This window comes from Micromonospora sp. U56 (assembly GCF_018070095.1).
Taxonomy (GTDB): Bacteria; Actinomycetota; Actinomycetes; order Mycobacteriales; family Micromonosporaceae; genus Micromonospora; species Micromonospora purpureochromogenes.
The window spans coordinates 1-19,204 of sequence record NZ_JAGPYL010000121.1 but is presented as its reverse complement, the minus strand read 5'-3'; the positions used below and the strand labels follow the sequence as shown (position 1 = coordinate 19,204).

Below are 19,204 nucleotides of genomic sequence, written 5' to 3'. Positions count from 1 at the left end.
TACTGCCGGCCGTCATACTCGTCCACAGGGGCCTCCTTCGTCGTGGTACGTCGTGACAACCCCAGGGAAACCCCTGACCAGGGTGACTGTCACGAGGAGCGGAGGCCCCGCTCCTTCATCGCATCAAGCACTGCCCGCAGACCGACGCGGTGGCCCGCCTGTGGTGGAAGTCCTACAGCGGTGGTCCTCGCGGTGCCGGTGGTGCAGGGCTTCACCCTCTACGCCGGGCAGTGGATGCTCACCGACCCCGACCATCTGCTGCCCGTGCTCGGCCTATCGGTCGATCCGGGCGGCGTGCTGAACCTGTTCGTGGTGATGGTCATGCGGTGGACCACCCTGCGGGTGCCACCCTGATGCGCCGCTACGTCAGCACCGGCAACAGCGGCCGCAGGGGGAGCATGCTCGGCGCGGCGGCACGGGTGATCGTCGTGCAGCAGGTCACCCGCTCCGTTCCCGGCCTCGACCGCGCGCTGAAGGCGGTAGCCGATGAGCCGCCACGACGAGCGGCCGGAATCGGGCCGGGCTGCTCGCCGGAGACGCCTCCCGGCCGGTGCTGCCGGTCGGCGCGCTCCACAGGAACGATCGCTCCGTCATCGGCTTCGTGATCTCCCACGCCACCATCGCAGAGCTGGCCGAGGCCGCCGGGATGGTGAACCGGATGCTGGCCGCTGGCCGGGTGGCCCCGGGCGAGACCGTGCCGCTGCCGTTGTCGGCGGCGGGAAAGGCGCACCGCATGCTCGAGCAGGGTGAGCTGCGCGGCAGGCGGGTGGTGATCCGCCCGTGACGGCGGCGGGGCGGTGGCCGGCAGCACCAATTCGCCGGCGTTCTACCGTGCTTCCGGTTGTGGGCGAGCGCCGCAAGCTGAATGGCAAACCAGCGGACTACGGATCAGAAGGCTAGGGGTTCGAGTCCCTTCGAGCACGGAAGATCGTAAGGGACTTAAACTACGGAACGTGTTCGGCCGCACCCTGCGCGAGGTCAAGGCGTACCCGGTCTCCTTGACTTTCCATCCCCTGTGGACGCGTGGCTGCTCGTCCGACCTATGGGCGTAGATACCGTCCGCGGGGGTGGTGGCGGGGTTGGCTCGCTGGGGCGGAATCGCCAGGAGATGGTGTCCGAGGTGGCGATCGCGGTGAGGATGATGACGGCCACGACGGCGATGTAGATCGGTGGCAGGAACGCGATCACGGGTGCCAGCGCGACCAGCACGAGTAGTCCGATCACCCGGGAGTACGCGACGCGGCTGAAGGACAGATAGTCGAGTCGGGCGCGGCCGGCCAGGTAGATCGCTGGCCCACAGAGGATGACGGCGGACCAGACCAGGTTGGGTTCGGCGAACGGGTGGGTGATGATGATTTCGTCGCCGACGGAGCTGAGTACGATGCCGGCGGCCATAAGCAGGTGGGCGTAGGAGGTGGAGCGGCTGAATACGGCGGGGGTGGTGCTCGTCGCGATCACGGCCGGGAGGAGCAGCCCTGCCCGGTAGAAGTAGATCCGCCACAGCAGCGTGGTGATGGCGAACGCCAGCACGAAGGCGGTCACGCGGTCCCGGTCGAAGCCGAAGGCGGCGAACTGGCCGCCTGAGGCCAGGATCGTTTCGCCGAACGCGACGATCATGATCTGCTGGTAGCGTTCGGCGAGGTGCTCCGCGTTGACCGTCTGCGTGGCGATCCGGGCCGGGCCGAGTTTGGGCAGCCGGAACTCCAGCCGGCTCATGGTGTAGCCGAGGGCCGCCGCGGCGAGCCAGATCACCACTCGGGTGGTGCCGTGGGTGAATGCGCCGGCGATCCACAGCGTCCCGGAGAAGCAGGACCAGATGAGCTGTTGCAGGGAGCCGATCGCCACCTCTCGGCCGTGCAGTGCGACCGTGACGAAGAGGGCGCGGCTGACCTGGATGATGACGTAGGTGGCGGCGAAGATCATGCCATCGTCACCGAACGCCTCGGGTGCCGCACCTGCCATGATCAGGGTGCCGAGCATGATGGGGATGATCACGAGCTGGATCGCGGGCTGGGCGGGGTTCAGGCGGTTCGTGGTCCAGGCGGTGAAGACCCAGACCCACCAGAACGCCGCGAGCAGGATGACGGTGTGCAGGGCGCCGAGCCAGGTGAGGTCGTTGAACAGGGTGTGCGAGAGCCGGGTCAGCGCGAACACGAGGATCACGTCGAAGAAGAGTTCGACGTACGTCGCGCGCTGCGGCTCGGCGTGATCCCGCAGCAGTTCGCCCGCCTTGCCGGCGGTCATCGGCACGCCCATCCTGTCGGCTTTGCGGCGTTTGCACGTCAGTCGTACCACGGGGGTGGTGGCCTATCCCGGCGTTGCGCCCGCAAGGTGCTCGGGAACCGAGTGGCCCAGCCTTCTGGGGCGTCGAGCTCATCGCGGGCCGGTTGCGACGGATGGCAGAGTCGGCCGAATTTGCCGCAACGACGAGAAGTCGGTGACTGCTGTTCCGCCGCCGCCGCTATGAACAACTGCCCGGCCCGGAGAGGTACGCCGGTGCCCATGTCATTGATCTGAGCGTTGTCGGCGATGCGTGACGTCGTGTCCCTGGGGCACCACGGCCCGCCCAGGCTTCCTTCTCGCGCCCCATCCGGGCCGAGGCGATCAACCTGCGGTCTGTCTCGGCGGCCCGGGGCCTAGCTCGGGCCGCGGCCAACGCACGGTCAACCAAGGGTGAGAGCAGGTCAAGGTCGCTCCCCGTGGCCGTTCGCGTTACAGGGCAGTTGTCGTGGCGCGAACGAGCGCAGTCCGGGATAGCCTTGGCGTATATGGCTACCTATCGCAGCGCCTCAGTGCTTCTCTCCTCGGACGGCACCAGGACCCCCGGCACCGCCGCGCTCTTCGCCGAGCCCGCCCGCAAGGGTGGGACACCGCCGTGGGCAGGCGACTTCCGACTCGCCAACAGCGCCGGCAGTGGCCCCAAAAACGCGGTCGGGAAGACCTTTACGTTGGAGCTGCCCGACGGCAGCAGCGGCAAGGTCGTGGTCCAGAGCCTCAAGAGCGGGAAGGGAGGCGTCGTGCTGGCGTTGATGGGTGAGGACGCACCCCCCTTCTGATCAGGAAACTGATCGCCGCCGAGGCCACCGGCTGGAGACGGCCGGTATGCGACCCTGCCGATGTCAATGCGTTCGGATAGCTGCCGGGCGCATTGCCTTACCCGTGGCTGGGCGTCGAGGAAGGTCAGGCGTACTGATCTGGCACCCCTCTGTGTCATCCATGAAGGAGCGGGGCCGGTCAAGGCCGGGGTTTTGACCGGCTGACGTTGATTTTTCCGGTTCCGGCAATGGGTTTCGGGCAGGCGTGTGTGCGGTGCCGGGGTCAATGGCTGGGCCGTAGGCCCACCCCGCAGGGGCTTGGCCTTGACACCGGCGCCGTGCGCGCCATGCTCGTGATGCCGGAAGGCGTTGTGGGTGGTCGCGTCACCAGTTCCGACCGATGTCTGAGGGGCAGGCCGAGGGGTTCGGCTGCCGGTCATCCATTCGCCCTGCGGGTTCGGGGCATGGCGATGTGCGACCGTGACCGGACGGGGTCAATCAAGCGGGCGGCCCGCATCACCGGCTGCACGCCCGGGCCATGGGCGAGGGCGTCGCCTTTGACCTGCATGATGTAGCCGATCCCGCGTTCGTCCAAGGCGCTGCGGAACTGGCTGTTGTCCCCGTAGCCGGCATCAGCGGCCAGCAACGGTGGACGCAATCCATGACCGGCCAGTTCGTCGAGCATCTGCACCACCAACTCCCATTTCGGCCGATGACGCTCCTGCTCAGGTATCCCGCACCGGGCCCGGCGAGCGGCCACCTCGGGCTGGTCAGCCTCGTAGACGCTTTGCCGGTCTCAGGACGTCGGCAGATACAACCGCCAATCCAAAGGGCACGACGCAGTGTCGGTGACGGCGTGAACGCTCACCCCGATCTGGCAGTTCGCCACCTTCCCGAGGGTGCCGGAATACTGCCTGGCCACACCCGGCTACCCCTTGCCGTCCTTCGGAAAACCCGTGTCATCGACCACCCACGCCACCGGCCCGACCACCTCGACCGCCCGGCGGGCCAGCCGCATCAGCACCGCCGTGGGTGTCCCACGTCGAGGTCGTCACGAGCTGCTGCAACCCCTGATGATCCACCCCGAGCCGATCCGCCATCGGCTGCATCGACTTGCGCCGCCCATCCAGCAGCAGCCCCCGCAGATACGTCTCACCCTTCGCCCGCTGATCCGACCGCACCAGCGGGGTAAACACATCCACGGCGAACGCCTCAAGCCGTTGTCGCACAACGGAAAGCTCGTCAGGGGTCACCACAACATCGAACTACCCCGGACCACTCTGGCCACCCTCCGACACGCCCACCTAACAAAGCACTACTAGGACCCGCTCGGCGCAATGCACGGTACCGCCGGTGACGGCCGCGCGGTTACGGCGCGCACCGCCCGGCGGCGACGAGGCGACCAGACCGGTGAACGCGAAGGCGGTCAGCACGACGAATCCGGTGTGGAAGCCGGCAGATCCCGTTGCCAAGGCTCCAGGCGAGCCCGGCGGTGGTTCCCAGCCTGCGCCCCAGGTTGCTCGTTCCCCGGCGGTGCCGGCCTGCCGGTCCGGGCCGCCGAGAGCAGCAGCGTCCTCGTGGGCGCGCCGCGCCGACCCCGATCATCAGCATCCGCCACGACAGGTAGACAACGCCGCCTCCAGGTGAATGGGGCCTCCGGGCGTCCGAATGATCGGCGGCCCAGATCGTCCTCAGTGAGGATACATTTCGCCGGGCGCCGGGGTCAGGAGGGAGTCGCCCGGGCCGTGACTGCCCGCCGGGTACTCCTGCAACGGCACTGCTCCCGCCCGCCATGCCTCGAGCACCGGCTCCACGATGCGCCAGGAGTCCTCGACGGTGTCACCCCGCACCGACAGCGCCGGGTCGCCCTCGAAGGCCCCGCGCAGCACCTCACCGTACGGCGGCAGCTCCCCCGGCCCGAAGTCGGCCGCCAGGTTCACCTGATCGAGCTCCAGCGGGTTGCCCGGACCGTTGATGTTGACGTCAAGGCTCAGCCGGTCCGGCCCGAAGCCGATCCGCAACCGGTCCGGATGCTCGTAGCCGGTCAGCCCGGTGGGTACCCGGGGCGGCTGTTTGAAGGTGACGACGGCTTCCTCGCGCTTGCCGGCCAGGGCCTTGCCGGACCGCAGCCGGAACGGCACGCCCGCCCAGCGCCAGGTGTCCACGGCCAGGACCACCTCGGCGAGCGTCTCGGTCCCCCGGTTCGGGTCGATGCCCGGCTCGTCGGCGTACGCGGGCAGCCGCCGCCCGGCCGCCTCCCCGGCCGTGTACCGGGCCCGCCTGCTCCATCGCACCGGGTCGCCGTCCCATACCCGCGTGGCCCGCAGCACCTGTGCCTTGCGGCCGCGCAGGTCCCGGGCATCCAGTGTGGGCGGGGCGTCCATCGCGATCAACGCGAGGACCTGCAGCAGGTGGCTCTGCACCATGTCGACGAGCGCGCCCGCGCCGTCGTAGTAGCCGGCGCGGCCCTCAAGGCCCAGGGTCTCGTCGAAGACGACGTCCACGCAGGCCACGTGCGCCGAGTTGAGCAGCGGCTCGAAGATCCGGTTAGCGAAGCGCAGCCCGAGGATGTTCACGACCGTGGACTTGCCGAGGAAGTGGTCAATGCGGTGCACCTGGTCCTCCGGCACGAGCCGGGCCAGGATGCCGTTGAGGGACCGCGCCGAGACGGCGTTGGTGCCGAACGGCTTCTCCAACATCAGCCGGGTGCCGGGCGGCAGGCCGATGCGGGCGAGCGCGGCGGTGGCCCGGGCGGTGATCATCGGTGGCAGCGCGAAGAAGATCACCAGCCGGCCGCGACAGTCGGTCAGCAGCCGCCGCAGGTCCTCCTCGCGGGTGACGTCGGCCGAGACGTACCGACTGGTCCGGACGACCTCGGTCGCCCGGGGACCGTCGGCGCCGACCGTCGCGAAGGCGTCGGCCACGCGGCGGCGCCACCGCTCGTCGTCCCAGCCCTCAGTGCCGCTGCCGCTGCCGATCAGCGTGAGGCCGGGCTGGGCGCCGGTGGCCACCAGTCGGCCGAGCCCGGGCAGCAGCAGGCGCGCGGCCAGGTCACCGGTGCCGCCCAGCAGCAGCAACGTCTGGGAGACGCGGTCCCCGGCGGCGGGAAGGTCGGCCACGGGACCGGGGGCGCTCGGAGGCGATGTCGTCATGCAACCACCATGCCCTGCCGGTCGGGCTGGTTGGCGCCCCTTTTAAGGACACGCCCCGGTCGTTGCGCATCGAAGCCGGCTCCGGTCAGGCCGGGATCAGCGTCCAGGAGTGCCGGCGGCCGGCTCGCACGTCAATCTTCATCGTGGCAGGCATCACCAGCGCCGCCAAGTGGCAGGCCCTGCGCAGGCATGTCGATGAGATCCGCGGGGTCCATCTGTGTGACCTGCTCGCCGCCGACCCGCGCCGGGGCGAGCGGCGTGGCCCTCCAAATGGCCGACTGCTACGTGGACTACAGCAGGAACCTGGTCACCGATACCACGTTGGAACTGCTCACCGCGCTGGCCCAGCGGGTCGGGCTGACCGACCGGGTCGCCGCGATGTTCTCCGGCGCGCACCTCAACGCCACCGAGCACTGGGCCGTGCTGCACACCGCGCTGCGGCTGCCCCGCACCGCCGCGCTGACCGCGGTCCGGCTCCGGGTGCTGCACCTCGGCGGCAGCCTCCGCGGCGACGTGCGCACCGAGCTGGCGACGCTGCTCGCCGGGCGGACCGCGCTGTCGCCTGCAGACGTGGACGACCTGAACCTGCGCCTCGCCGCCGAGGACCGCACCGCCGTGTCGTGGCTGCGCGCCGCCGTGCCCGTCTGGGAGACGAAGGCCGAGTTCTGGCGTGACTACTCGCGGACCCGGTCGACCCGGCCGCCGTCGAGGCGCACGTGGTCGCGCTGGTCGACACCGCCACCGACGTGCTCCGGTTCCTGGTCGCCCGTTCGGGCGGCGAGTCGCTGATCGACCGGCCCCGCACCGCCCCGGTGTCCCGGCCGCTGCGCCGGGTGCTCCTGGCCGCCCTCAACCGGATCGGCGCGGTACATCTGGTGGAGGACATGCGCCGGCACCGCCGGGCGTGGATCGTCGCTGGCGAGTGGCTGCACCCGGGCGAGTACGCCCACCGGTGGCCCGCCGTCGCACCGGCGTTCGCCCGTGCTGCGCGACACCAAGCTCAACGTGCACCCCTCCGCCCCAGGGCGTCGGCGCATCACCACCTACTGCGGCGTGTCCAGCAATTCCGTTTTGACGCCGCGGCGGATCAGCCACCAGCTTGGCGGCCAAGCGGCGAAGAAGCCGATGATCAACCCGACCAGGATAATAAACCAAAACACCGGACTACTAGGCCGCAGGGTCTCGTGGAAAACACGATGCATTAGCGCCAGCCAACCTAATAGGGCGAACTCGAAGACGGACACGGTCAGCAGGTCGTCCCTGAAAAATTTCCGCATTGCGCTCCACACTCTTCGACCACCCGTGTGAGCCTCAGTAGAGGAGCGAAATGCCACGCCCACGGCCACTGCGCCTACATAGTCGCCGACGGCTTCGGGCCACAGTGTGCTGCCGAATATTTCGAGGCCAACGCCGTAGACGATGGGCGTAGCAATGATGACACCCAGAGTGCAGTGCGTCGCACAATGTAAGGTTTCGATTAGACCATATCGCGGCCGCCTGGGCGGGGTGCCGTGCCGGTCCAGCCACCGGGGAGACTGGGGTCTACCCCACTTTCTGTAGGCCAGGACGGCTGCTGGGCCAAGGTAGAGGGCGGCTGCCGGCCAGATTATCTCCATGACCTTGACCGGCTGACGGTATCCAAAAACAAATTGGTCAACAATGACAACGGCGGTGCTGGCCAACACCACAAAGAGCACAGCCCACGAAAGCATCACCAGCCACGTCGGTTGCACAATCATCTCCGTTCGCTCCAGGGCACTCGATGCAGTGTCGGTGGCGGCGGATGTGACGAACTCCGCCACCAGGTGAAGGAGGCGACCCAAGATGCCGTCTCAAACATGAGAGCACATCGGGCGGTGAGGCATCCGGGCTCAGCGAAGTTAGCGGGGGTCGAGGGTTCGTCGAGTGGTGGCGCGGTTACTGGTCGATCGAGCACACGACCCACTGGATCCGCGACGTCACCGGCGACGAAGACCGATCCCAGCTCCGCACCGGCACCGGACCCAAGTCATGGTCGCCCTCCGCAACGCCGCCATCGGCGCCCAACGCCTGACCGACATCACCAACACCGCCACCGCAAACCGCCACCACGCCCGCGACAGCCACCGCCCACTGGCCCCACTCTGCATCACCTGACGACTTTGCCGGGACCCTGCCCGCGGCGGCGACGCGGGCGGGATCAGCCGACACGACGGCCTCCGATCACCTGGGCATGCAGGTCGGCTAGCAGCCGCGCGACGGTACCGGCCGGGTGGATCACCAGCAGGTCGTGGGCGACCAGAGCGGCGAGCAGCAGCGGCTGCCCGGGCCATCACCTTCAGCGACCGCTTCCCAGCCGCTGAAACCTATTAACTAAGATCGCCGGAAACACCGTTAGCGAGACAGCCCCGTTTTCCAGTTGTCATCAGGTGTTCCTATCGATCACTTTGATTAACTCACCATGCTGGCTGTTCCTGGTCGTGTCGGTGTACGGGTTGCGTGCAGCGAGGACAGTGAACAGGGTGGCGACGATGGCAAGTCCGCCGTATCCGAGGGCGATCTGCGGTAGCGAGAAGGTGTTCGAGAGTTCCCCGGAGATAAGGCTGGGGAAGGCGGCACCGCTGTAGCAGAGGAGGTAGATCGCGCTGAAGATCGGCGCCCGGTTGGCCAGGGTGCTGTGGTGCAGCAGGCCGCGGGTGGCGGCGCTGACGGCGATGCCTTGACCGGCACCGGCGACGATGGTTGCGGCGATGAACATCGCCAGTGTGCCGATGGCGATCGCTGTGATGATGCCGATCCATCCGGCCAGGAAGATGATCATGCCGATGCGTTGGGCCGCCGCGGAGGTGAACCGGCCGCCGAGGGGAGCGCCGAGAACGCTGGGGGCGATGTAGGCGGCGAACAACAGTCCGAGGATGAGCGGGCTGTGGGTGTGGAGCTGATCTTCGACCAGCGCGGGCACGAAGGCCTGGTAGAAAGCCCCGGTCGCCCAGGTGGCCAGGAACACCGCTGCCGCGACAGGGAGCAGATGCCTGACCCGGGCCGGTACGCGGACCCGGGGTAGCAGTGACCGCCAAGCGCCCGGCGTCGGCTTTGCGGTTTCCGGGCTGATGACGATGAGTGCGGCAGATAATACGAGGAGACCGGCGCAAACCAGGTAGATGAGGTCGCGTGGCCAGGGGCCGAACTGGACCAGGCCGCCGGAGGCGATGGCACCGAGGGTGAGGCCGAGCATGGGTCCCTGGCTGGAGGCGACGGCGGCCAACCATTCCGGCCTGGCGGGTGCGGCGTCGACGGTGTAGGAGGTGAGGCTGCTGCTGGCCGATCCGGTACCGACGCCCATCAGTAGCCGACCGGCCAGCAGGGTGCCGATGTCGTGCACGTTCAGCAGCAGCAGACAGCCCAGCAGGAGCAGGCCGAGGCTGGCGATCGCGGTGAGCCGTCGGCCCAGATGATTGGAAAGTCGCCCCAGCACCAACAGTGCGGCGATAGTGCCGACGGAGTTGGTGACAACAGCCATCGAGATGCCGGCGTTGGTGAACCCGTCCTCGGCCCGGTAGATGTTGAACAGGGGGATCGGCGCGGCCGACGCGGCAAACGAGGCCACCAGGGAGATCACCGCGGATAAGAATGCCAGCCGGAGCGTTCTGTCCTGGCGAGCCTGGTTGTTCAATGGTCCCGTGTATTACATCGGTGCGTGCCTTTCTCTTGTTCTGAAACGCCCCGGAGTTTCTGGAGGTTTCCGCTGGGTACGCACCAGACACCTGACGAGTCCGCTGAGGTATTCCCTACGAGTCGTTCGGCCCTGACCACGTAGCTGACGCTGATCCACGAGGGCCCGGTTGCCGCCTCCGGGTCCTCATGGACGAACGCGGATGATCGTCTTCCCCTTGGTCCGCTCGGTCGGGTTGAGGGCGGCGACGGCGTCGTCGAGGGCCGCGACGGTGCCGATGTTCGTCCGCACGCGTCCGTCCCGGACCCGCCGGGCGATCTCACCCAGCTGGGCGCGATCGGACACGACAATGAAGTCGATCGCCAGGCCGTCAGCGGGCCGCGCCTCGGGCGGCCCGGTGACGGTCACCAGCGTTCCTCCGGCTCGAACCAGACCCGCGGACCGCTTCTGGATGTCGCCGCCGATGACATCGAAGACCAGATCGACTCCGCCGACGTCTTCCAGGGTGTCGTTGTCGAGGTCGACGAACTCGTGCGCGCCGAAGTCGACTGCGGTCTGCCGGCCGCTGGCACGTCCTGTGCCGATGACGTAGGCGCCGGCCTGACGGGCGAGCTGGGTCGCCATCGAACCGACCGCGCCGGCCGCGCCGTGCACCAGGACGCTCTGCCCCTCCAAGAGGTGGCCGTGATCGAACAGCCCCTGCCACGCGGTCAGGCCCGCCATCGCGACGCCAGCGCCCACCGTGAAGTCGACGTCGCCCGGCAGCGGTGCAAGGTTGCGTGCCTCGACGACTGTGTACTCCGCGAGGGTGCCGTCGCGTGTCCAGTCCGTGATGCCGAACACCCGCTGTCCCACCGACAGGCCGGTTGTGCCATAGCTGAGGGCGGTGACCACACCGGCCACCTCGTGGCCGGGGATGGACGGCGTCCGGTCGCGGCCGCGGCGATCGATCCACGTCGAGGGCCACTCCAGCTCATCCCCGGTGAATCCCGACGCATGAACTTCAACGACGACATCGCCGTAGTTCGCGCCCTCCAGGCTGGCGAGCCTCGCTGCGTCGGGGTCTGGCCGCTCCGCCAGCGTCATCCCAGCCGTTCCCGCGGCCTGGTCCGTCACCACGATCGCTTTCATCTGAATGCCTCTCTGTATCAGTCCTCGCCCACCCCCGTTACGTCGTAACGGGGGTGGGCGAGGACTGATAGACGGCCGCCGATGATGGTCTTGCCCTTGACCGGCCCGGTCGGGTTGACGGCGGCAACGGCGTCGTCGAGGGTTGCGACGTTGCCGATGTTCGTCCGCAGTCGCCCATCCCGGACCCGCTGGACGACTCGAACGACGTCTGAACGCCGGATGGCTACGTCATGTCGTTCTCGAACGCGGTGAGCTCCTCGTCGTGGTCGCCTTCCGCGGGTGCGTGCTGGGGGTAGGCGCCGGCGCCGGGATGGACCTTGTCGATGAGATCGAGGTATTTCGGGTTGCGGGCAATGAACGTACCCACGACCGGGCAGATGACGGTGATCTTCTTCCCGCTCTCGCGGATCTCGTCCAGCACGCGAGCGACGAGCTCCGTGGCCACCCGATTGCGTCGGTAGGCGGGGTTGACCCAGGTCGTTAACAGCACGACACGGCCGCCCACGAACCGGTACGGGAGCTCGGCGATCGCTTCGGCGCCGAGGGCGGCGATCCAGCGACCGCGCTCCGCGTCGTTGATGACATCGAGCTCCCAGCTGGATTCCACCTCGCTGAGACTTGTCCCGTTCAGAGCAGCGATGAGCGCCGCGTTGTTCTCTTCCCGGGTGGCCGCCTCGGCCTCGAGATTGATCGTCATTGTCACGCTTTCTGTCGGGGAGCTAATAGGTGTGTTCAGGACAAGTGGGTGTGACCCTGAGTTACTCCCGGGTGCTCGGGGTCGATGAGGTCGGCGTACTCGGGGTTGTGCTCGATGAAGGTGCGCACGATCGGGCACATGATGGTGACCGTCTTGCCTTGCACGCGCACGTCGTCCAGAACGCGTCGGATCAGCGCGGTGGCGATGCCCTGTTTGCGGAACTCGGGGATCACCGAGGCGCCCAGCAGCACGAGCCGGTCGTCTCCGGCGACGTTGTAGGTCAGCCCGGCCGCCTCTCGGTCCCCGACGATGCCGTCGTAGATGCCGAGTTTCTCGTCGTTGACGACTTGGAAGTCGAACGCGGGGGCGTGAGGATCGTCGATTACCTCGTCGCTGAGGGTGCCTTTCTCATCGGGGTATCCGGCCTCGTCGGGGTACTCGAAGGCGTAGCGGGTCGGCTCGGTTAGGTCGGTCATGGGGGTGTCCCTTCGTTGATGGTCATCAGATCGCTCCCGGGTCGTGGCGGTAGTCGTACTCGCCCAGCCGCATGTCGTCGACGGGAGGTGAAGGCCCAGCCATCGACGTACTTCTCGCTCCTGCGGGGGTCGTTCTCGTGCTTGGGTGTGCCGAGTCCTTACGGACGGACGCGGATGATCGTCTTTCCCTTGATCCGCTCGGTCGGGTTGAAGGCGGCGACGGCGTCGTCGAGGGTCGCGACGTTGCCGATGTTCGTCCGCAGCCGACCATCTCTGATCCGCTGGACGACCTCACCCAGTTGCGCGCGGTCGGCCTCGACAACGAAATCAACCGTCAGGCCGTCTGCCGGCCGTGCTTCGGGCGGGCCGGCAATGGTCACCAGCATTCCTCCGGCTCGGACCAGACCCGCAGAACGCTTCTGGATGTCGCCACCGATCACGTCGAAAACCAGATCGACGCCGGCGACGTCTTCCAGGGCGTCGTTTCCGAGGTCGACGAACTCCTGCGCGCCGAAGTCGAGCGCGGTCTGGCGGTCGGCGGCACGTCCAGTGCCGATGACGTAGGCGCCGGCCTCTTTGGCGAGCTGGGTCACCATCGAGCCGACTCCACCGGCCGCACCATGTACGAGGACGCTCTGCCCCGCCTGGAAGCGGCCGTGCACGAACAGTCCCTGCCACGCGGTCAGGCCCGAGATCGGCAGGCTCGCCCCTACCGTGAAATCGACATCGCCCGGCAGCGGCGCAAGGTTGCGCGCCTCGATGGCCACGTACTCGGCCAGGGTGCCGTCGCGACTCCAGTCCGCGAGGCCGAACACCCGCTGTCCCACCGACAGACCCCTCGTGCCATAGCCGAGCGCGCTGACCACGCCAGCCACCTCATGGCCGGGGATCGACGGCGTGCGGTCCCGCCCGAGGCGATCGGTCCAGGTCCCGGGCCACGTCAGCTCGCCCGGGGTGAATCCCGACGCATGTACCTCAACGAGGACGTCGTTCGCTGTCGCCTCCGGCTCCGGTCGCTCCGCCAGCCTCATCCCGGCCGTTCCTGCGGCCTCGTCCGTCACAACAATCGCTTTCATTTGGACGCCTCTCTGTATCAGTCGCTCGCCGACACGGCACTTCACTTCCCTCATTTAGTGAAGCCAGACGTCGGTGTCTTACCCAGTTGACCGGAAAAGATCTGTGACGCGGAGTGCGGCCCCGGTGCACTTGGTTCGAGGCCACTCGTCGGTCGTGTCCCTGGCCCGGCTGCGGTACTCGGCGTCGGCCGCGGCCACCGTCGATCGGCTACGCCGCGCCGGCGCTTCTGCACAAGCCTCGATGAGGTCTCGGATCCTCTTGGCGCTCCCATCGCTTCGGTCTAGGCAAGAGTTCGCGCGGCAGGATCTGACGGCCAACCGGCGTGTTGTCGAGTCAGCGGAACGCGCTTATTTAGGGGTCGCTGGTGCCTCGCGGCCGAGGCGGGCCCGGGCTCGGGCCATACGAATGGCGGCGGTCAAGGTCGTGATGTCGTAGGCGCCGTAGTGGCGGCGGCCGTTGATGAAGAACGTCGGGGTGCCGGACACTCCGCTGTTGTCGGCCGAGTCGATGTCGCTCTCGATGCGGCCGGCGTGGGCGTGGCTTTCCAGATCGTCGTGGAAGCGTTTCTGATCCAGACCGAGGTCGCTGGCGTATTTGATTAGATCAGTGATGTTCAGCTTGTCCGGGTGGTCGAGCAGCAGGTCGTGCATCTGCCAGAACTTCCCCTGGGCGGCCGCTGCTTCGGCGGCCTCGGCTGCTAGCCGGGCTTGCGGGTGCACGTCTGACAGAGGCAGGTGACGCCACACGAAACGCAGGTCGGCGTGGCCCAGCAACTGCCGGACGACTGGCTCGGCCTTCCCGCAGTACGGGCACTGGAAGTCGCCGTACTGCACCAGCGTTACCGACGCACCGGCTGGGCCGCGGACGTGGTCCTGCTTCTCGTCGACCTCTGGGATGAGGTCGATCAGCTCCGATATGTCGCCGAAGAGCGCCCGGGTGCGCTTGTCCTTGGGCAACATGTTGGTGACGCGGAACGCGGTCCAGGTCAGCGCTGAGGATACGATCGCGGCGCTGAGCACCCCGACTTTGGCCTCGGCCAGTTGGTCGCCGGTGAAGGCCAGGCTGGCGATCAGCAGCGACACCGTGAAGCTGACACCGGCGATCGTGCCGCTGCCGAGCACGCCCACCCAGCCCACGGCCGGACGGATGCGGCCGTGTGAGATCCAGGTGAGCCCGGCCGAGGTGCCGATCACGGCGAGCGGCTTGCCGACGACATACCCGAGCAGCACGCCCCAGGTGATAGGCGACGCGAACGCCTGGGCCAGGAACGGACCGTCGATGCTGATGCCAGCGTTGGCCAGGCCGAACAGCGGCACGATGACGTAGCTGGACCAAGGGTGGTAGATACGCTGAAGGCGGTCGTTGGGCGATAGCGTATGCGCGAGGCCGATCGAAGCCGTACGCGCGAGCCTGGGCGTCGGCTGCTCACGGAACGATCGGAACAGCCCGCTGACCTGCTCGAGCTCAGCTCGGCCGGGAGAGTAGGCGAACGCGGTCAACCCGATGGCCAGTCCGGCCACCACCGGGTCGACTCCGCTGACCAGCAGCGCGCCCCACATCACGATGGCGACCGGCACGTACGCCGAGCCACGTCGGACGCCGGCTGCGTGGATGGCCAGCATGACCGCGAACGCCGCTACGGCCACCACGATGGGCATCATCTTGATGTCGTCGCTGTAGACCAGGGCGATGACGATGAGTGCGATCAAGTCGTCGACCACGAACACGGTGATCAGGAAGATCCGGACCCGGTCGGGCACGCCCCGGCCGAGCAGTGCCAGCAGGCCCAACGCCAGGGCGGTGTCGGTCGACATAGCCACGCCCCAGCCATGCGCGCCCGGCCCGCCGTGGTTGATCACCAGGAAGATCAGCACCGGGATCAGCATGCCGATCACGCCGGCCACGCTGGGCAGCACGAAACGTCGCCGGTCGCGTAGGTCGCCGAGGTCGAACTCGCGCCGCGCCTCAAGGCCGACGACCAGGAAGAACAGAGTCATCAAGCCGCTGTTGATCCAGGTGTGCAGGTCGCGGGAGAGCTCGAGGTGCCCGAGGCGCAGGGACACTTGGGTGCGCCAGACGGTTTCGTAGGAGCTGAGGTCGATGTTGGCCCAGAGCAGTGCGGCGACGATGGCGGCCACGAGCATGCCGGCGCTGCCGGACTCAGTTCGCACAAAGGCTCGCAGCGGTGCCGCTAGATTCCGCTCCGAGATCGTTCGGCCGCTCATCTTGGTTTCGGTCACACGTCACCTTCCGACGCGCTGGCCGGGCCAGCATGGATAGCTAGATCACGTGCCGCAATGCGGGCACGCGACCCCTCGGTTCAGTACTGATCGCGCTGCCCCAGCTGTGGCCGGCTGCGGAGAGAGCGACGAGGCCCGCCGATGTCCTGCAGGATGCGGGCGACTATCAGTGAGCTCATGGTCGGGACGACCGCGCACATGATCGACGCGATGGTGAACCCGGCGATACCCACGAGGAAGATTCGCCTGCGGCGGTAGCGGTCGCCGAGCGCGCCGGCCAGCAGGATCAGCGCCGCTGTACCTGATGCGCAGCGTCAAAGACCTGTTCTTCGCCTGGCTGCGCCGCCAGCATCCCGAACTGCTTCCCACGTACGCCGACCTCTACGCGCACGCCCCGTCATTACCGCGACCTCGTCCGGGCACGGGTGAACCAGGCATTGCAGCGCCACGGGCAGCCAACCCCCGACGACACGACCTCCGACAAGTTCGCCCTGCTCGGCAGACGCTCAAGCGTCACCGAGCCGGCCGCACCGACTCTGTTCTGAGCTGCCGGCACGAGCCACCGGCCGTCCGCCGGGACCAGGACCTGCGCCGCATGCAAGGCGTCGCATCGCGTTCAAGCTGTCGCGGTCGACGGAAACACTGTCGCCGCCTGGGGCGGAACGACAACCGCTTGCTGCTCGGCCGTGATCGCCGAGCAGCAAGCGGCCTGATTTCAGCGCGGCCCGACGAACTCGGTCGTCACGCTCCATGCGAACTGAATCAGCAGGGTCACCGGGGACTTCTCGGCAATGTCATGCATCACCTTCAAGTCGTCGGGGTCAGGTTCTTCGCTCAGCGTGATCGTGCGCTGCAGGTAACGCACTGCGCCTTCCTGCTCGGGTTCGTGGTAGTCGATCTCGACGGTGATGTCACCGGCGGTGTCGTACTTATAGTCGACATACTGCCGCAGCGTCTGAGCAGTGCACGACGCGAGCGCCATCAACAGGTACTCCGTCGGCGTCGGGCCGTCGCCGAGTGCGCCGTTGTGCGGTTCATCGGCGACGAACGTGAAGCCGCGGGTGGTCATGTCCGTGCGCCGGCGCTCAGTGGCCGGAAGGACAGCTCGGGCGGATGCGACGACACGATCCCCATCGGTTTTCATCAGCCGCGCCTTCCTGTAGATCCTGTTAGTGACGGTCCAGATACGCGGATCCAGCAGCAGCCAAGCGGCAGTCCGAGCGGAGGCTGTGGCCGGGCGTATCACCCCATGACCGAGTACCTCCGCAGCCTAGCCTTCGCGGACTAGATAGTCCAATCGATCGCTCGTTGCCAGAACCGCTCGACCCTCGCGAACCATCACCTCGGGTGATTAAGCTGCACTGGAGGCGGTTAAGACCAAGACGCCCCAGCTGAACTCGGTCAACGCGCCAAACGCGGAGATGGACCAACCGGTCCATTAAAGCTGGGCTTGCCGTCGTTCACCCATCAGGGCGGCGATCGTCGTCGCCTCCGGCGACTAGGGCGGACTCAATCCGGACAACATGAGAATATCGATGCTCAGTGATCCGCAGTCGCAGTACGAGGCGATCCAACGACGCGAGGAACGACTCGATGGCAGCTTGCTCACCGCGGTGAAGACGCCCCGCGCCTACTGTCGGCCATCGTGTCGCGCCAAGACCCCTCGCACGGAAAACGTCGACTTCCACCCGACAGCGGCCAACCGCCCAGCTCGCTGGATACCTAGCCTGCAAGCGTTGCTCCCCGGACGCAGCGCCCCCGGCCCGACCAGCGCCTGGCCAGTCGACGCTCGTCGGGCGTGCTGGAGCGCTCATCGGAGACGGCGTGGTCAATCGGGGTGGGATCGACAGTTTGGTGCATCAGCTGGGGAGATCGATCCGTGATGTCGACGCAGCCATTGCTCGAACAGGCCGGCGCCGACACGGCGGCACTGGTGCGCGCGCCGCGCATGGGTGCGACGAGGCTCCCGGTCAGGGCATCGGATCCTGGTTCGATTGCCGTCCTACCCGGAGCCTCGCCCTCATCGATCTCCGGGCTGCTCGCTCCCGCCGTGACCAGCCTGATCACGATGAAACGGGCTCAATTAACGGGTCGGCTCGCCGGACGGCTGCGAAAGGAACGATTTGATGTGTTCCAGCGCCATGTCCAGAGCAACTTCCATGGGTGCGACGTTGTGCGCGGCGTTCGCCAGCAAGTAGCCGCCTTGCAAAGCTGCCATCAACCCCGTGGCCAACTTCTCCGGGTCGGCGTCCTGGCGCAGTGCACCGCTGTCCCGCATCCGGTGCAGACCATCACTGATCAGCTTTTCCCATGCGGCAAACGTCTCCAACAGCATCGATCGAGCCTGCTCATCTTGATCGGACAGCTCGACAGCCATCGACCCGAGGCCGCACCCGTATTTGCCGTTGTTCAGCGAGTTGGCCTGGACCAGCGCGTTACGCCACCGGACCAGCCCTGAGAACGATCTCAGTCGTTCGAGCCCTCCGCGCTCGCGCTGAAGCACAAGCGTGCCTCGATATTTGACCAACGCGCGCACGAGCTCCTGCTTGTCGGCGAAGTGGTGGTAAAGCTGAGACTTGCTCGTCTGGCTTGCCTCTCGGACGTCGTCAAGGGTCGTCGCGTTCACTCCGCGCACGAACATCAGCCGGTTCGCCGCCTCGAGGATCCGCTCTCGCGTCGCGATGCCCCGTTGACTGATCCTCCGCTGATTCGTCGGCGCAGCCACCCGCTCGTCGCTCATCGGTCAAGTGTATCCAGCGCGCCAGATATTCCATGGAGAATGGGACCTTGGAGTCCATTCGGGCGTCATGTCGCATTCGCATGATGGTGAAGGACGAACGCATGCGCCGCCGGCATGATTGAACGGTGCAAGGTCCGCGAGATCATCGACGTGGCAGGTGCATTCCTGGACCATTAGGTCCTCGCTGCGAGGAGCTGCTGCTCAGGGGTTGCTCGGCGATGTGTCGTGAGCGGTGCGCCGGAGGTCAGCGTGTGTCAACGCTCGTTGACATGCGTCCGCACGTCCCACGCATCACCCGTAGCTGATCCTGGCTGCGGGTGATGAAACAGCAAGAGGAATCCATGTCGCGTGTCCCACTTCCGGCAGACGAAGACATCCCTGCTGCGTCGCGGCCCGTCCTAGCGGCCACCGAGAAGCAGCTGGGTTGCGTTCCGAACATGCATCGCGGCCTGTCGACCAGCCCGGCCGTACTGAACGGTCGGAATGATCTTCAGGGCGCACTTAGCCGCACTCTCGACGCCACGACCCGGCACGGTATCGCTCATGCTGTCACTGAGGTCAACGGTTGCCGCTACTGTAAGCGGTCCACACGTTGGCGGCCGTCGAGTTCTGCGGTATCCCGGTTGAGGAACTGGACCTCCACCGGCAGGGTCGCGCCACCGATCCCAGGCGCAGTGCGGCCGTGACTTTTGCCAAGACGGTGATCGAGACTCACGGCAAAGTGAGCGACGCCGACCTCGATCTAGTCAGGCAGGCCGGCTACAAGGACTCGCAGATTCTCGAGATCGTCGCCCTGACCGTGCGGTTCTCGATGACCAACTTCCTGAACAGCGTGATGGACACCGACGTCGACATCCCCGCACCGTCGGCCGCCTAAAGGCCAAGGCCGTGAAGTTAAGGATCGGCCTGGTCTGTCAATGCGGGTTGGCCTGCGAGGATGTCGATGGTGAGGGTGGCGAGGTAGCTCTTGCGGTCGACGCCGAGGCTCTTGTAGGCGTAGCGGG

18 protein-coding genes and 1 pseudogene are annotated in these 19,204 nt (G+C 67.1%); 6 read left to right on the top strand and 13 right to left on the bottom strand.

Annotated elements, in window-relative coordinates:
- The first annotated feature begins 180 nt into the window (after positions 1-180).
- The gene (locus KBX37_RS34915; RefSeq protein ID WP_247659145.1) at positions 181-354 is read left to right on the top strand and encodes a hypothetical protein; all 174 of its coding nucleotides are present in this window, start codon (positions 181-183) and stop codon (positions 352-354) included.
- A 196-nt stretch (positions 355-550) separates the two neighbouring features.
- On the top strand, positions 551-784 hold the full coding sequence (locus KBX37_RS28110) for a hypothetical protein (RefSeq protein ID WP_210778918.1): 234 nt from the start codon (positions 551-553) through the stop codon (positions 782-784).
- A gap of 194 nt (positions 785-978) precedes the next feature.
- Here the strand turns inward: KBX37_RS28110 and KBX37_RS28105 are convergent, their stop codons facing one another.
- A complete protein-coding gene (locus tag KBX37_RS28105) occupies positions 979-2,244 on the bottom strand; it encodes a low temperature requirement protein A (RefSeq protein ID WP_210778913.1) in 1,266 nt (421 codons plus the stop codon).
- A gap of 524 nt (positions 2,245-2,768) precedes the next feature.
- Here KBX37_RS28105 and KBX37_RS28100 point away from each other — a divergent pair.
- Positions 2,769-3,056, top strand: coding sequence for a hypothetical protein (locus tag KBX37_RS28100; RefSeq protein WP_247659144.1), 288 nt, complete (start codon positions 2,769-2,771; stop codon positions 3,054-3,056).
- Positions 3,057-3,546: 490 nt separating this feature from the next.
- On the opposite strand, the pseudogene KBX37_RS28095 reads toward KBX37_RS28100, so the two are convergent.
- Together KBX37_RS28095 and KBX37_RS28090 are read right to left on the bottom strand one after the other, a co-directional pair.
- Positions 3,547-4,264: pseudogene (locus tag KBX37_RS28095) on the bottom strand (IS701 family transposase); the annotation flags it as partial.
- A gap of 462 nt (positions 4,265-4,726) precedes the next feature.
- Positions 4,727-6,187 carry a glucose-6-phosphate dehydrogenase gene (locus KBX37_RS28090; protein ID WP_210778912.1) on the bottom strand — a complete coding sequence of 487 codons (1,461 nt, stop codon included), beginning with the start codon at positions 6,185-6,187 and terminating at the stop codon, positions 4,727-4,729.
- 258 nt (positions 6,188-6,445) lie between these two features.
- Here KBX37_RS28090 and KBX37_RS28085 point away from each other — a divergent pair, with 258 nt between their 5' ends.
- Positions 6,446-6,976 (top strand): hypothetical protein, encoded by a 531-nt coding sequence (locus KBX37_RS28085; protein WP_307849238.1) that lies wholly within the window; start codon positions 6,446-6,448, stop codon positions 6,974-6,976.
- Positions 6,977-7,230: 254 nt separating this feature from the next.
- Here KBX37_RS28085 and KBX37_RS28080 read toward each other — a convergent pair whose 3' ends face one another.
- The 9 genes from KBX37_RS28080 to KBX37_RS28040 form a co-directional block, all read right to left on the bottom strand.
- The gene (locus KBX37_RS28080; protein WP_210778911.1) at positions 7,231-7,989 is read right to left on the bottom strand and encodes a DUF4396 domain-containing protein; all 759 of its coding nucleotides are present in this window, start codon (positions 7,987-7,989) and stop codon (positions 7,231-7,233) included.
- A gap of 602 nt (positions 7,990-8,591) precedes the next feature.
- Positions 8,592-9,785: an MFS transporter gene (locus KBX37_RS28075; RefSeq protein WP_307849237.1), complete on the bottom strand. Its 1,194-nt coding sequence runs from the start codon at positions 9,783-9,785 to the stop codon at positions 8,592-8,594.
- A gap of 240 nt (positions 9,786-10,025) precedes the next feature.
- On the bottom strand, positions 10,026-10,970 hold the full coding sequence (locus KBX37_RS28070; protein ID WP_210778910.1) for an NADP-dependent oxidoreductase: 945 nt from the start codon (positions 10,968-10,970) through the stop codon (positions 10,026-10,028).
- Between the two features lie 223 nt (positions 10,971-11,193).
- Complete coding sequence (locus tag KBX37_RS28065; RefSeq protein WP_210778909.1) at positions 11,194-11,667, bottom strand: GNAT family N-acetyltransferase; 474 nt, start codon at positions 11,665-11,667, stop codon at positions 11,194-11,196.
- A 35-nt stretch (positions 11,668-11,702) separates the two neighbouring features.
- On the bottom strand, positions 11,703-12,143 hold the full coding sequence (locus KBX37_RS28060; RefSeq protein ID WP_210778908.1) for a GNAT family N-acetyltransferase: 441 nt from the start codon (positions 12,141-12,143) through the stop codon (positions 11,703-11,705).
- Positions 12,144-12,301: 158 nt separating this feature from the next.
- A complete protein-coding gene (locus tag KBX37_RS28055) occupies positions 12,302-13,219 on the bottom strand; it encodes an NADP-dependent oxidoreductase (protein WP_210778907.1) in 918 nt (305 codons plus the stop codon).
- Positions 13,220-13,567: 348 nt separating this feature from the next.
- Complete coding sequence (nhaA, locus tag KBX37_RS28050) at positions 13,568-15,445, bottom strand: Na+/H+ antiporter NhaA (protein WP_210778915.1); 1,878 nt, start codon at positions 15,443-15,445, stop codon at positions 13,568-13,570.
- A gap of 95 nt (positions 15,446-15,540) precedes the next feature.
- The gene (locus KBX37_RS28045) at positions 15,541-15,750 is read right to left on the bottom strand and encodes an MFS transporter (RefSeq protein ID WP_210778914.1); all 210 of its coding nucleotides are present in this window, start codon (positions 15,748-15,750) and stop codon (positions 15,541-15,543) included.
- 425 nt (positions 15,751-16,175) lie between these two features.
- A complete protein-coding gene (locus KBX37_RS28040; RefSeq protein WP_210778906.1) occupies positions 16,176-16,604 on the bottom strand; it encodes an OsmC family protein in 429 nt (142 codons plus the stop codon).
- A 379-nt stretch (positions 16,605-16,983) separates the two neighbouring features.
- Here KBX37_RS28040 and KBX37_RS36100 point away from each other — a divergent pair, with 379 nt between their 5' ends.
- Complete coding sequence (locus tag KBX37_RS36100; RefSeq protein ID WP_374103918.1) at positions 16,984-17,343, top strand: Ada metal-binding domain-containing protein; 360 nt, start codon at positions 16,984-16,986, stop codon at positions 17,341-17,343.
- Positions 17,344-17,543: 200 nt separating this feature from the next.
- Here the strand turns inward: KBX37_RS36100 and KBX37_RS28030 are convergent, their stop codons facing one another.
- A complete protein-coding gene (locus tag KBX37_RS28030; protein ID WP_210778904.1) occupies positions 17,544-18,200 on the bottom strand; it encodes a TetR/AcrR family transcriptional regulator in 657 nt (218 codons plus the stop codon).
- Positions 18,201-18,792: 592 nt separating this feature from the next.
- On the opposite strand from KBX37_RS28030, the gene KBX37_RS28025 reads away from it, so the two are divergent.
- Positions 18,793-19,077 (top strand): carboxymuconolactone decarboxylase family protein, encoded by a 285-nt coding sequence (locus tag KBX37_RS28025; protein ID WP_210778903.1) that lies wholly within the window; start codon positions 18,793-18,795, stop codon positions 19,075-19,077.
- The last annotated feature ends 127 nt before the right edge of the window (positions 19,078-19,204 follow it).